The sequence below is a fragment of the Panacibacter microcysteis genome, assembly GCF_015831355.1.
Taxonomy (GTDB): domain Bacteria; phylum Bacteroidota; class Bacteroidia; order Chitinophagales; family Chitinophagaceae; genus Panacibacter; species Panacibacter microcysteis.
On sequence record NZ_JADWYR010000003.1, the window covers coordinates 321,041 to 334,947 of the forward strand.

Annotated in this window: 10 protein-coding genes; 7 read left to right on the top strand and 3 right to left on the bottom strand. The window is 45.1% G+C overall.

Annotated features, from left to right (window positions below; translation table 11 throughout):
- Positions 1–2: 2 nt before the first annotated feature.
- The 3 genes from I5907_RS20760 to I5907_RS20770 all read right to left on the bottom strand — a co-directional run bounded on the left by I5907_RS20760 (position 3) and on the right by I5907_RS20770 (position 4,210).
- Positions 3–1,205 (bottom strand): DUF2062 domain-containing protein, encoded by a 1,203-nt coding sequence (locus tag I5907_RS20760; protein WP_196992767.1) that lies wholly within the window; start codon positions 1,203–1,205, stop codon positions 3–5.
- 493 nt (positions 1,206–1,698) lie between these two features.
- Positions 1,699–2,979, bottom strand: a complete 1,281-nt coding sequence (locus I5907_RS20765; protein ID WP_196992768.1) for a serine hydroxymethyltransferase — start codon at positions 2,977–2,979, stop codon at positions 1,699–1,701.
- Positions 2,980–3,190: 211 nt separating this feature from the next.
- Positions 3,191–4,210 (bottom strand): alpha/beta hydrolase, encoded by a 1,020-nt coding sequence (locus tag I5907_RS20770; RefSeq protein ID WP_196992769.1) that lies wholly within the window; start codon positions 4,208–4,210, stop codon positions 3,191–3,193.
- 280 nt (positions 4,211–4,490) lie between these two features.
- Between I5907_RS20770 and I5907_RS20775 the strand changes: the two genes are divergently transcribed.
- The 7 genes from I5907_RS20775 to pckA all read left to right on the top strand — a co-directional run bounded on the left by I5907_RS20775 (position 4,491) and on the right by pckA (position 13,828).
- Positions 4,491–5,558 (top strand): 3-oxoacyl-ACP synthase III family protein, encoded by a 1,068-nt coding sequence (locus tag I5907_RS20775; protein WP_196992770.1) that lies wholly within the window; start codon positions 4,491–4,493, stop codon positions 5,556–5,558.
- Between the two features lie 10 nt (positions 5,559–5,568).
- Complete coding sequence (locus tag I5907_RS20780; RefSeq protein ID WP_196992771.1) at positions 5,569–6,570, top strand: 3-oxoacyl-ACP synthase III family protein; 1,002 nt, start codon at positions 5,569–5,571, stop codon at positions 6,568–6,570.
- A gap of 192 nt (positions 6,571–6,762) precedes the next feature.
- Positions 6,763–7,518: an SDR family NAD(P)-dependent oxidoreductase gene (locus I5907_RS20785; protein ID WP_196992772.1), complete on the top strand. Its 756-nt coding sequence runs from the start codon at positions 6,763–6,765 to the stop codon at positions 7,516–7,518.
- A gap of 22 nt (positions 7,519–7,540) precedes the next feature.
- Positions 7,541–9,091, top strand: coding sequence for a class I adenylate-forming enzyme family protein (locus I5907_RS20790; RefSeq protein ID WP_196992773.1), 1,551 nt, complete (start codon positions 7,541–7,543; stop codon positions 9,089–9,091).
- Positions 9,092–9,223: 132 nt separating this feature from the next.
- Complete coding sequence (ccrA, locus tag I5907_RS20795) at positions 9,224–10,432, top strand: crotonyl-CoA carboxylase/reductase (protein ID WP_196992774.1); 1,209 nt, start codon at positions 9,224–9,226, stop codon at positions 10,430–10,432.
- A 184-nt stretch (positions 10,433–10,616) separates the two neighbouring features.
- The gene (locus I5907_RS20800) at positions 10,617–11,918 is read left to right on the top strand and encodes an MBOAT family O-acyltransferase (protein WP_231402212.1); all 1,302 of its coding nucleotides are present in this window, start codon (positions 10,617–10,619) and stop codon (positions 11,916–11,918) included.
- Positions 11,919–12,217: 299 nt separating this feature from the next.
- Entirely contained in the window at positions 12,218–13,828 is a 1,611-nt protein-coding gene (pckA, locus tag I5907_RS20805) for a phosphoenolpyruvate carboxykinase (ATP) (RefSeq protein WP_196992776.1), read from the top strand.
- Positions 13,829–13,907: the final 79 nt, after the last annotated feature.

Below are 13,907 nucleotides of genomic sequence, written 5' to 3' on the forward strand. Positions count from 1 at the left end.
TGTTATTCCTGAACTGCTGCTGCCGTTTTCTTTTTAAAAATTTTCAGAAGTGCCAGCGTTAGTAAGCCCGCGGTAATACCTGCCACCACTGCCAGCGTTATGCTGCCATAAATATATTGCTTAAGATTCTGTTTAATGGCATCTATAGAGATCTCTGTATTAAACGAAAAGTCAATGGCATGTTCGCCCATCCAATAACTACCCATGATGTAACTGAGAAAAATCACAAAAGGTATCATGGGGGGTATGCTGATGTGCGCAGACACTATTACAACCGGCTTATTCAACTTCAGTAATATTGATAAAAAAATAGCTGTTACCAGTTGAAAGCCCCAGATGGGCACAATACCCATAAACACGCCAAATGCAACAGAGGCGGCTTTCACAATGTCCGGCTCAGAAGGTTTTAAAAACTCCTCGTACCACAAGGCGCGCCATGTTTCTTTTTTTACAATACTCCTGAAAAAATCGCGTGGTTTTATATACAGGAATGTAATCAGTACAAGTACCGTATTCAGTATGCTGATCCTTGTGAAATCTTTGAACGGCCTGAAATGTGAAACACGTGTTTCCTTTGGTGCATAATATACAGAGACAGGTACCGAAGTTATTTTTATACCACTCCACGCTGCCCTTACCAGTACTTCAATTTCAAATTCATATTTGCGGGTAATGAATTGCTTTTTACTCAGTGGCTGCAAAGGGTAGAGCCTGTAGCCAGACTGTGTATCGGGGGCTTTTATACCTGTTTCTACCCTAAACCAGAAGCTGGAAAATTTATTGCCAAAACTGCTTTTACCAGGTACAAAATCCTGGTTCATATTTCTTGAGCCGATGATGATTGCCTGCTTTTCCGTTCCCAGTTTTTCAAGAAATACAGGCAGGTCTTTGGCAAAATGCTGCCCGTCCGAATCAATGGTTATGGCATACAGGTAACCCAATGCAACGGCCCGCTTAAATCCCTGGCGCAGTGCCCAGCCTTTCCCCATGTTCTTTTGGTAACCAACAACATCCAGCCGGGTAAATGCTGCAAGTATGGTGGCTGTATCATCAGCAGAACCATCGTTTACCACAATAATATTTGTTGTGTAAGCTGCTACGTCTGTAATAACTGCCGCCAGTGTTTTTGCGTTGTTATAAGTTGGTATAATTACGCAAACTTTATGTTCGTCAAACTGCTGCTGATATGTGGCTGGATAAGTCATTTAAAAATTGCTGCAAATGTAGTCAGTTTTGAAAACGGGTTTATAAAGTTTGCGCCGCAATACACCTGCACATATGGCTTACTTTGGTTATAAGTAACGTTTGCCATAGCTGTTTTGTTGACGCCTGTTGCTAAAAATGGAGCAGCAGTTAGTGCAGGCCGTATGCCTGTTCTCATGTTTGCGGCAGCCATAACCCGTTGTATTATTTTGTTGCCAGGCAGCAGACCATGCATGAGGCGTCCCTTGCGTCGCACTCTTGTACTGATGAATAAACAGCAGCAAAGCGAAGACCTGTGCGAAGCCTGGAAAGACAGATTCAAAAACACTTTATGCAAAGCGCTTCGTTGTTGCCCCATGTTCCCAAACGTACAAGTGAGTGACACAACAGGCGATGATAGCAGCAATACAGCCAGGGCCAAAAAATTATTTATACAACAGTAAACAAAAAACCATAAGCGTGTGCTTATGGCTTTTTTATAGCGTAGCTGTTGCACTATCCAAGTTCAGGATACAATGCAAACTGTGTCATGAATTCGTTTACCTGTTTTCTTACAGCGCCAACTACGTTTGCATCGTCTGCATTCATCAATACATTATCAATAGCGTTTACAACAAACTGCATGTGTTCCGCTTTCATGCCACGGCTGGTTATTGCCGGCACACCCACACGAATACCGCTTGTTACAAATGCACTTTTATCGTCAAAAGGCACCATGTTTTTATTCGCAGTTATATCGGCCTGTACAAGTACCTGCTCGGCTTTTTTGCCACTGATGTTTTTATTACGCAGGTCAATAAGCAGTAAATGATTGTCTGTGCCGTTGCTGATAATGTTGTATTCTTTTTCCCTGAAAGCTTTGGCCATTGCCTGTGCATTTTCCACAACCTGTTTTGCATACGCTGTAAAATCGTCTGAAAGAATTTCGCCAAAAGCCACGGCCTTTGCAGCAATTACATGCTCAAGCGGCCCGCCCTGTATACCCGGGAAAACCGCCAGGTCTATCAGGCTGCTCATCATGCGTATATTGCCTTTTGGATCTTTGTGGCCCCATGGGTTTTCAAAATCCTTGCGGATCATGATAATGCCACCGCGTGGGCCGCGCAAGGTTTTATGTGTTGTGGAAGTAACAATATGGCAATGATCAAAAGGATCACTCAGCAAACCTTTTGCAATTAGCCCGGCAGGATGTGCGATATCGGCCATAACCAGTGCGCCTACTTCGTCTGCCACTTTGCGGATGCGTGCATAATCCCAGTCGCGGCTATAAGCACTTGCTCCGCAGATAATGAGTTTTGGTTTTTCTGCTCTTGCTTTTTGTTCAAGCATTTCATAATCTACCAGCCCTGTTTCTCTTACAACACCGTAAAAATGCGGCGTATATAATTTACCACTGTAGTTTACAGCAGAGCCATGTGTAAGGTGGCCGCCCATGCTAAGATCGAGACCAAGAATAGGATCGCCGGGTTGCAGGCAGGCAAGTGCTACCGCCGCATTGGCCTGCGCACCGCTGTGCGGCTGCACATTGGCGTATTCAAGTTTAAAAACCTGTTTAAGACGATCAATTGCAAGTTGTTCTGTTTGGTCAACAATTTCGCAACCGCCATAATAGCGGCGGCCGGGATAGCCTTCTGCGTATTTGTTTGTCATTACACTGCCCATTGCCTGCATTACCTGTAAGCTGGTAAAATTTTCAGAAGCAATCAGCTCAATTCCATGGCGCTGGCGTTCTAGTTCCTTGCGAATGAGGTCAAAAACCAGGTTATCTCTTTGCATGTGGTTTTAAAATTTGCGGCAAAGATAGCTGTTAGAATATTCAGTGACAAGGCAAAAGGCAAGGAGGCAGGAGGCAAGGAGTGTGGTGTACAATAAAAAAGTGGTAACCTGCAAAGATTACCACTGCGTAGTTGATATCGTTTACTTCAAATGCGCCTAAACGGATAATTGTTGAGCCCGTAACGGGTGGCCTCAAAGCGTTTTTAATTAGTTAGTCGCAATTATACTGTGTACCCAGGTAAATGGCGCTGCCGGGTGGATTGCCTCTTATGATCCGGTGGAAAAAGCAGGCTGCATTGCCCATCATAAATTCATCTGTAAAACCAGCTTCGCCATTGTCGCCATGCCCTGCATCGGGTAAGAAATTGGCTACTGCTGTTTGCCCGAACCTTGTAAGCTGCCGGTATTGGCATAGCGATCCATAAAAAGTAAGATAGCCGGGACAGTCCATAAATGTTCCCTGGTCAATCGGTATCACCATATCTTCCTGGCCCTGGAAGGTGATGGTTGGGTAAGCTCTTTCGCTATTGATAAGATTAGAGTCTACAAGCGCACCGGCCACAGCGCAGATTCCTTTTATGCCGTACGTTGTTCTGATGCGGTTGCCACTGGTAAATAAACTTCCAAAAGTGGTAAGTTCATTCGGGTAGCGCCTGCGTGCAAATCCGTCATCCATATAGGCAGCACCCAACGCTACTGTTGCACCAGCGCTGGAACCTGTAATGAAGATCCAGTTGGTATCTATGCGGTATTTGTCTGTTTTGGAGAGCAGGTGTCTTATTGCTGCATTTGCATCCTGAACTGCGCGGTAGGATGCTTCATTGAAAGAAGTAGTATCGCCATCGCAGGGGTCAGCTTCTGAACCACTGCTCCAGCCTAGCCGGTAATTAACGGTTGCCGTAACAAAGCCCGAGTCTGCGAGTATACGGCATTTTTTTTCTGACGTGCTTTTGTCTCCGTCGTTGTAGCCACCGCCATGTAAATAAACGATCAGTGGATATCGCTTAGACGTGTCAATATTTGTAGGCAGGTAAATGTCCATTTTAAGTGATACCTCTGCACCCGTCCAGTCTGTAGCAGTACCATATTCAACATCTTTTTCTACCAGTCCAAAAGATGTGTCAACGGGTGGCGGTGGTTCGGGCGGGGTTATTCGTTTGTTTGAGGCAGAAGAGCAGGCTAAAAAGATGGTGGCTGAAAAAAAGAAAAGGAGTACGTGGCGTGTTTTCATTAAAAAATTTTTTGTTTGATAAAGCAGTTGCTTTGAAGTTTAAACGGGTTGCGAAATATTGTGCCGAACATAGGTAAAAAGGTGTATTTATGCTAAAAACAAGTGTTTATTTTAAAAAAATTTTGCAGGCAGGGGATTATGCTTTAACATCGTTATGCTTAACAACTACATGGATACACTTGTAAAGTGCTTCTGTGAACCAGCTGATTGTTTATATTCCAATTTTGATTTTTTCTGACGAATTAACCCGTTGCATAAAGAGAAAATCATCTGATACTTTTTGAAAAACATTAAACAGATGAATGGTCTTACCCTGAGAAATCTCACTGGTATTGCTATTGCCGGAACCGGCACTGCATTTCCTGCAGGAGGCAGGTGGATCGATAACGCCACTATACACCGCATGATCTTTGGTGATGAATGGCAACAGCCAATGGCCGCAAAAAACCTTGATCCGCTTTATTACGAACAACAACTGGGTTTCAGCAAAAGATTCTGGGTGCATACACCCGGCACCGCGATAGTGCACGATGAGCTAACGTCTGCAGACCTTATGACAGAGGCCGCCCGGCATGCCATTGAAGACAGCGGAATCAACAAAGAAGATATTGATTTTGTCATTGCAGTAACCATTACTTCCCCCCGGTATTCTACTTCCATGGGCCCATATGTAAGCGGAAGATTAGGTATTCATGCACCGTCAATGGAAATGAAGTCTGGTTGCGCATCTAATATCTTTTCACTTACGCTTGCTGCACAATTAATACAAAATGGTGCAAAAAATGTACTCATCACCTGTGGTGAAACAAATACCAAGGTACTTAAGATGACCAGTCGCATGGCTTATGCAGGCGGCGATGCGGGTGCTGCGGTAGTTGTGTCAAAAGCGGGTGCTGAAAAAGGTATAATGGCCGGTTACCTTAACAGTAATGGCAGTTTCAGCGGTCATATGGGTGTGCCCGGGCTTTTGCCGCCAAATCAGCAGGATATTGATGAAGAAAAGTATTATCTTGAATACAGTGATGCCGCGGAAGATTTTTTGAACGAGGCATGGACAACTACCCCGCAACTGTTATATAAGGCAACCGGTTTAACAGCAGGTGATATAGACTGCCTTATTCCGCACCAGGTACATAAGAAAAGAACACAGTATGCTGCAAATGCAGCAGGTGTTCCAATGGAAAAAACGATCGACATTATTCATGAATACGCCAATTGCGGCTCCGCTTCATTATTGCTGGCACTTGATCACGCAAAGAAACGAGGTGCGCTGGAACATGGTAAAAAACTGATGCTGCTGGCAGCAGGTGGTGGTATTTCCTGGGGCGGTCTTATTCTTACAACTTAAAACAATAAACATGCAGGGCTGGGGTGTTAAAATTATTGGTCATGGCGCTTACCTGCCCGGTGAGCCTATCACCAATGAGGCATTAAAAGAAAAACTTAACCTCGAATTCGATCCTGTAAAACATGCAGCGGTCACAGGTATCAAAACAAGGCATTGGGGTGGCAAAGATATAGCCACCAGTCATATTGCTGCCGAAGCCGGAAGACAGGCACTGGAACGTGCAGGCATACATGCATCGCAGCTTCAACGGATCATTCTGGGTACACAAACGGCAGACTATGTAAACACTGCAGCATCGTGCAACGTACAACAAATACTCGGCGCCACATGCCCTGTGGGCGATACTACTGCATCGTGTTCCAGTTTTATGTATGCCCTCGATTTCGGGCTGCGGTTGGTAGCAACAGGTATGGAATATGTATTGGTAATCGGTGCTGATATGAAATCGAAATCTGTGCGCCGAACCGACCAGGTCTTCCTCCCCATTTTCAGCGATGGCGGCGGCGCCGTGGTATTAACCAAATGCAGCCCCGATGAAGGTTTTCTCGGCATTCAGTTATGGGCCGATGGCAGTGGTATTCATAAATTGTATGTTCCTGCAGGCGGCAGTGCTATGCCGGCATCTCACGAAACTGTCGATGCAGACCTGCACGGTACCGTTATGAACATGACCGGCAAAGAACTGGCAGAAAACGCAGCCGGTAAAATGGCTGAACTGGCCAGGCATGTTTGCGAGATCAATAACGTAAGTATTCACGATATAGATGTATTTGTACCGCACCAGGCCAATTACTACATTATGAAAAAAGCTGCAGAGGCACTGGGCCTGCCGCTCGATAAAATGGAAGTATCAATAGATCGTGTAGGTAATTGCATAGCCGGCACAGTGCCTATAACGTTAAACCAGGCTTACGAAAAAGGTAAGCTAACACCCGGCGCACTGGTGCTTATAACCGCAGCAGGCGCAGGCTATACCGGTGGTGCTGCATTGTACAAAGTGCCGGCGTTATAAGTAGGCCGGTATGTACAAACAGCGAAGACGAATGCTGTAAAAAGAATGGAAGAAATGTTGAACCGGGCTGTTGTATGCTATGGCATCGTCCCTTGCGTCGCACTACGTTCATCAGCAGTGCATATGGCATCTTTTACCGAAGCCTAGATTGTTCGCTTTATCTCGTATACCAAAACTAAGTTTTAACCACTTATGCAAACCCTGTCTGGCAAAACCGCACTGGTAACCGGTGCAGGTGTAGGTATTGGACATGCTATTTGTAAAACACTTGCGGCGCAGGGCGCTGCGGTAATAGCTGTTGCGCGCAACCAGCAAAACCTTGCTGCACTGCAAAACGATCTGCCCGGAAATAATCATCAGTACTGGTCCATAGATCTTGCATCAGATGCCGGCCAGCAGCAACTGTTGCAACAACTGGAGCAACACAGCTTTCCGCACATTGTGGTAAACAACCTCAATATCCCATCGCAAAAAAAGAGGCTCATCAATACCACAAAGCAGGATTTTGCCGACAGCTTTTCTGTAAATATTGATCACCTGTTTGTAATAATGGAAAAGGTATTACAGTTCCAGCGTGCAGAAAACTTCGGCCGCTGGGTGGGCATCAGTTCTTTAACCGCACAGGCAGGCATACCGGGGCAAACAATTTATGGTGCACAAAAATCTGCTATGGAGGCGGTGTTTATCAACCTTGCGGTTGAAGAAGGGAAGTATGGTATTACCTCAAACCTGGTGGCACCCGGGTTTATTGATACACCATCCGTAGAAGCACGCGTACCAAAAGCTGTATCGGCAATGCTCTCAACCACCAATGTTTTAAAGCGCGCCGGCACACCGGAGGAAGTGGCCGCGGCAGTCGCATTCTTTGCATCGCCGGCGGCATCTTATATTACCGGTATCGTATTACCCGTATGTGGTGGTGCGCAACTGGCCTGGTACTTTAGTTAACAATAAATCTTCTGCTGAATATATGATTACAACACTCAGGCCAATGCTGGCATACAGGGCGCAGTCGCATCCCGCAAGAGTAGCTTACGTATTTGAACAACAAGCATACTCATATCATGAATACTACCAAAACGCGTTGTCATGCGCGGCTTACCTGAGGTCTCTGGGTCTCAGGAAAGGCGACAGGATCGGCATCCTTGATCTCAATAACCCCGGTGTAATACATCTTGTAACAGGAGCAATGCTTGCAGGCATCATACCTGTTTCCATCAACTGGCGTGCTATGCCACAAGAGCTGTTGTTTATACTGGACAATGCCGGTATAAAACATTTTTTTTATGGCGCAGCATTCAGTAAACTGATTGGCTTCACCCCATTTCCCGCAGATGTACAAAAGCATGAGATGGAAAGTCTTCAGCCTACAGCAGCCGGAAGTGATGTTGATGATGTGGAAGAAGATGCAATGGAACAGGATGTTTGCGCCATCTTGTATACTTCCGGTACAACAGGCAACCCGAAAGGTGTAATGCTTACGTATGCAAACCTCTTTTGTTGCTTTCAGTTGTGTGCGTATGATACCCCGTCTTTTGGCCCTGATGCGCGCAACCTCGTATGCGGGCCTATGTATTCCATCTTTGGTTTCGGGGCTTTTTATGCGGGTATATATGCAGGCGCAACGAATGTGCTGGTAAGAATGTTCGATGCTGCAGCAGTATGCCAGAGTATTGTACACCAGAAAGTGACCAACGCCGTACTGGTGCCGGTCATGTTTCGTTTAATACTTGCTATTGAAGGCACAGATAAAATGGACTTCAGTTCTTTGAGACATGTACAGTATGGCGGTTCGCCTGTATCGGGAGATGTATTGCTTAAAATTTCGAAGCTGTTCCACTGCAGGTTTACGCAGGTATATGGCCTTACAGAAACCGCGGGTGTGGCAACAGCGCTGCGTTTTGACGATCACGAAAATATACTGGCTTCAGGCGATGTGGTGCATAACAGGTTGTTAATGTCTGCAGGCAAGCCATCATTGGGTATTGAAATAAAAATTGTAGATGATGCCGGTGCCACTGCAGGTACCAATATTCCGGGAGAAGTGTTTTTAAAGGGAGACAACATTACCAAAGGTTACTGGAACATGCAGGAACTTACGGACAAAACTTTTTATGCTGATGGATGGTTCAGCACCGGTGACATTGGTTACCTGGATGAAGCGGGTTATCTCTTTCTGGTAGATCGTAAAAATGACATGATCGTTTCGAAGGGTGTAAATATTTATCCTGCTGAAATCGAAAAAATACTGCAGCAGCACACTGCATTCAAAGATGTGGCAGTAATAGGCATACCGGATGAGAAAGCAGGAGAAGCCATTTGTGCAGTCGTTATTCCTGCCGTTGCAGATATAACACTGCAGGAACTGCAGCAGTGGTGCATTGGCAAAATTGCAGACCATAAAATACCTAAACGGCTGGATAAGGTGGAAGATCTGCCGCGCAACGCTACCGGCAAGGTGCTGAGAAGACTGATACGGGAACCTTACTGGAAACAGGAAGAGCGCATGATCAAAGGCTGATAGTGACCGGAAGAGCCCGGTAGAGAACAAACCGTACAAGAGTGCGACGCAACGATGCTTCATAGTATTCCTGCAGCCCGGCACATAAATTTCCTTTTCAAGATATAAAGTTTTAACCTGAAAAACGTAACAATGAAAATTTCCCCTTTAGGCTCACTGCCGCCCGTGGGTACCGTGCCGGAATACATGCACGCACAGGTACTCAGGCAAAACCGCTATGGTGCACCTACAAAAGCCATGGTAATTGAAGAAATCAAAGTGCCGGATATTGGCCCGGATGAAGTACTGGTAGGCGTTATGGCCGCCGGTTTGAACTACAATTCCATTTGGGCATCTACAGGCTTCCCCATGGATATGATACAGGTAATGCAACTGCGCAAAGAATCTACGCTCGATTTTATGATTGCAGGCAGTGACTGCTCTGGCATTGTATACAAGATCGGCAGTAATGTAACCAACGTGAAAGTGGGTGATGAAGTGGTTATACAGGCCGGCTGGTTTGACAGTGATGACCCGTGGGTGAAAAAAGGTGGCGACCCCGTTTTTTCCGTAACGGCAAGGGCATGGGGTTATGAAACCAACTGGGGATCTTTTGCGCAGTTTTGTAAGGTGAAAGAAGCACAGTGTGTGCCCAAACCGAAAAACCTTTCGTGGGAGGAGGCAGCAGTATATATGCTTTCCGGCGCTACAGTTTATCGTATGCTGTTTAAGTATGACCCACACGTGGTAAAGCCCGGCGATGTAGTACTAATATGGGGAGGAGCAGGCGGGCTTGGCACAATGGCCATTCAAATGGTAAAGATGGCGGGCGGCGTGCCGGTGGCCGTAGTAAACGCTGCAGACAAAGAAGCGTTTTGCGCAAGCCTTGGCGCATTAACCATTAACCGTAACGACTACGATCATTGGGGGCCGTTACCTCCCGGTTCATTGCAGCCCGATACGCAGGAGCTATGGCGCTCCAAAGCTAAAAAATTTGTGAAACGTATAGCAGAGTTAACAGGTGGCAAACTGCCACGGATTGTACTCGAACACCCCGGTGAATCAACCATGCCAACTTCGTTATTTGCATGCGACAGAGATGGCATGGTAGTAACCTGTGCAGGAACGACGGGGTATCTTGCAACATTTGATGTGCGCTATCTCTGGCTGCAACGCAAACGCATACAGGGTTCGCATTTTGCCAATGTGGATGAATGCCACGAGTTTAATAACCTTGTGATGGATGGAAAAGTAAAGCCTGTGCTTACAGAAACAGTTTCGTTTGAGCAATTACCCGGCGCATTGCAGGTAATGTATGAGAACAGGCACAAAGGCAATACCGCTATACGTATAGGTTATTAATAACGTACAGGTGTAATAAGACAACTACCGGCAGCAATAGATTACACGAACAAAAACAGCCTGCTCAATGGTATTCAACTCACTTATTTTCGTCTACTTTTTTATAATAGTCACCACGCTATTTTTTTTGTTGCCCCACAGGTTCAGGTGGTTTTTATTGCTGGCAGCAAGCTGTTTTTTTTACATGTATTTTTTGCCCATCTATATTCTTATACTGGGCTTTACGATTGTTATTGATTACTTCGCCGGCATTTATATTGCGCAAAGCGCGGGAAAAAAGCGTAAACGCTGGCTGGTGTTTAGCCTTGCAGGAAACATCAGCGTGCTTGCATTTTTCAAGTATTATAATTTTCTCAACGATAACCTTACCGGTTTGCTTGGTTTGGTTAACCAGGAAAATCCTGTGCCATACCTCCATATTCTCTTGCCTGTAGGGCTTTCTTTTCATACGTTCCAGGCCATGAGTTACACCATTGAAGTGTATCGGGGCAACCAGGAACCTGAAAAACATTTTGGTATCTATGCTTTGTATGTAATGTTTTACCCGCAGCTTGTTGCGGGCCCTATTGAAAGACCGCAGCATATTCTGCACCAGTTTCACGAAGAAAAATTTTTCAACTACGATCGCGTGGCAGAAGGCTTGCGCCTTATGTTATGGGGTTTTATAAAAAAGCTGGTGGTAGCAGACAGGCTGGCTATTTATACAGATGCTGTATATGGAAATTACGCGCACCATAGCGGCTACAGCATGATCATTGCAACTTTCTTTTTTATCTTCCAGATATACTGCGATTTTTCTGCCTATTCAGATATCGCCATTGGCTCGGCCAAAGTAATGGGCTACGAATTGATGACCAATTTTCGCCGGCCTTTTTGCGCCAAAAGCGTGCAGGAAGTGTGGCAGCGCTGGCATATCTCACTTACAACATGGTTTAGAGATTACCTGTATTTTCCATTGGGCGGCAGTAAAAAAGGCAAGTTGATACAACTGCGAAACATGCTGATCGTTTTCGCCATCAGTGGTTTATGGCATGGTGCCGGCTGGACGTTTGTAATATGGGGTTTGCTCAACGGTGTGGTGCTGGTGGTGGAGCAAATACTAAGTCCCGCACTCAAAACCATGCACAGGTTTCTTGGCCCGCTGCAGCATGTTGTACGCATCTTTTTTACCATTTCAATTTTCGTGTTAATGGGAGTATTTTTCCGTTCGCCCAATATAGAACAGGCATGGACCATGCTGCATAAAATGCTTACGTTACAACCCGGCAGTCTTTTTAAGGGCGAGCCGCCTTCATCATTCGGGTATTTTGTTTTTGCACTCGTGTTATTGCTCACCGTAGAATATGTGCAGGAATTTTATCCCGGCATTCAAATAATACGCAGCAAAAACATCGTTGTAAGGTACACCGGGTATGTGCTGCTGCTCACTATTTTGTTAATGGTGGGTGTATTCAATGGGGGTCAGTTTATTTACTTCCAGTTTTAATTTGTGCAATGGCTGTTGTGAAAGACGTAATACCGGCTGCAGTTTTCATGGCATCGCCTGTTGCGTCGCAATCACTTTATCTTCCTGTTCCATGAGCAGCTGCAGTCCGCGCTTTGCATAATTCGTACACCTTAAAAGAGCTGATGAAAATTAGCTCTTATCACCAACAGGCATCATAAAAATTTAGAAGTTATCTAAATAAACTTGTTGTGCAAAAGAAGTTATCGAAGTTTTGAAAGTAAAAACTTACTACTGTTAGTTATTTAAGTCTAATTTTGTCGCTCTAAAAATCTATGACTATGTCTGTATCAGTAATGACGACACCCGGAAAACACCTGCGCCAGTTTGGCTTGCTAAACAATAATATATATTATCAGCTAAGCCCCGATGCATTGACCGAACAAACAATCAACAGGGGAGAAGGTGTTTTAAACAATACCGGCGCACTTTGTATCAATACCGGCGCATTTACCGGCCGCAGCCCACAGGACAAGTTTATTGTAAAAGATGCCATTACAGAAAATACCGTTTACTGGAACAATTTTAATATTCCCATCGCCGGGCAATATTTCTTCCGGTTGAAAGACAAGATGCTAAACTATTTAAACAACACAGATGCTGTTTGGGTACGCGATTGTTACGCCTGTGCTACTGCGGATTACCGGGTAAACATACGGGTGATCAATGAAAACCCCTGGAGCAACCTGTTTTGTTATAACATGTTTTTGCGCCCCGCAGAAGAGGAACTGGAAAACTTTAATCCTGAGTGGACCATTATACAGGCGCCCGGTTTTAAAGCAGATCCTGCAACGGATGGCACACGCCAGGAAAATTTTGCCATCATTTCGTTAACGCACAAAACGGTGCTTATCGGTGGTACGGGTTATACCGGCGAAATGAAGAAAGGTATTTTTACAATTCTTAATTACATACTGCCACATGATAGAAACGTACTGAGTATGCACTGCAGCGCCAACATGGGCAATAACGGCGATGTCGCCGTGTTCTTTGGTTTAAGCGGCACAGGCAAAACAACCTTAAGCGCAGATCCTTACCGCAAGCTTATTGGCGATGATGAGCACGGCTGGGATGATAACTGTGTTTTCAATTTTGAAGGCGGCTGTTATGCAAAATGCATTGACCTTACAGAAGACAAAGAGCCTGCAATTTTCCGCGCTATTAAAGATGGTGCGCTGGTAGAAAATGTAACATTCATAGATGATACAGATGAGATTGATTTTGCTTCTAAAACAATTACAGAAAATACACGGGTTAGTTACCCGCTGCATTTTATAAAAAATGCCATTGAGCCGGCTGTTGGCGGTTTGCCCAAAAACATATTTTTCCTTACCTGCGATGCTTATGGCGTATTGCCGCCGATTAGTAAACTTACGCCTGGCCAGGCAATGTATCAGTTTATCAGTGGTTATACCGCAAAAGTGGCGGGCACAGAAACAGGCGTTACTGAACCAAAGGCAACCTTCAGTGCGTGTTTTGGTGCACCGTTTTTGCCGCTGAGACCAGATTATTATGCTGAGATGCTGGGCAGCAAAATGAAAACGCACAACGTAAATGTATGGATGGTAAATACCGGCTGGATTGGTGGCGCCTATGGAGTAGGAACCCGCATTAAATTACGTTATACAAGGGCAATGATTGCTGCAGCATTAAATGGCAGGCTGAATAATGTGGAGTATGAAAAGCATCCTGTTTTTGGCATGCTGGTTCCAAAAAGTTGTGCAGATGTACCATCAGCGTTATTAGACCCCCGGGCTACCTGGACAAACAAAGAAGCTTACGACAGGCAGGCAGCGGAGCTGGCGGCCCTTTTTATTAAAAACTTTGAGAAATACGAACATTGTATAAATAAAGAAATTTTATCTGCTGCTCCTTTGCTTATTTCAAAATAATTCTACTTATATTGAGCGACTTTTTCTAAAAAGCTTTGGTCGTTTGAAACATGCCTCTTCGATTGCTATGCACATAAAA

Coding starts and splice junctions, on each gene's coding strand:
- I5907_RS20760 (WP_196992767.1), bottom strand. CDS start 1,205: ATGACTTATCCAGCCACATATCAGCAGCAGTTTGACGAACATAAAGTT.
- I5907_RS20765 (WP_196992768.1), bottom strand. CDS start 2,979: ATGCAAAGAGATAACCTGGTTTTTGACCTCATTCGCAAGGAACTAGAA.
- I5907_RS20770 (WP_196992769.1), bottom strand. CDS start 4,210: ATGAAAACACGCCACGTACTCCTTTTCTTTTTTTCAGCCACCATCTTT.
- I5907_RS20780 (WP_196992771.1), top strand. CDS start 5,569: ATGCAGGGCTGGGGTGTTAAAATTATTGGTCATGGCGCTTACCTGCCC.
- I5907_RS20785 (WP_196992772.1), top strand. CDS start 6,763: ATGCAAACCCTGTCTGGCAAAACCGCACTGGTAACCGGTGCAGGTGTA.
- I5907_RS20790 (WP_196992773.1), top strand. CDS start 7,541: ATGATTACAACACTCAGGCCAATGCTGGCATACAGGGCGCAGTCGCAT.
- ccrA (WP_196992774.1), top strand. CDS start 9,224: ATGAAAATTTCCCCTTTAGGCTCACTGCCGCCCGTGGGTACCGTGCCG.
- I5907_RS20800 (WP_231402212.1), top strand. CDS start 10,617: ATGTATTTTTTGCCCATCTATATTCTTATACTGGGCTTTACGATTGTT.
- pckA (WP_196992776.1), top strand. CDS start 12,218: ATGTCTGTATCAGTAATGACGACACCCGGAAAACACCTGCGCCAGTTT.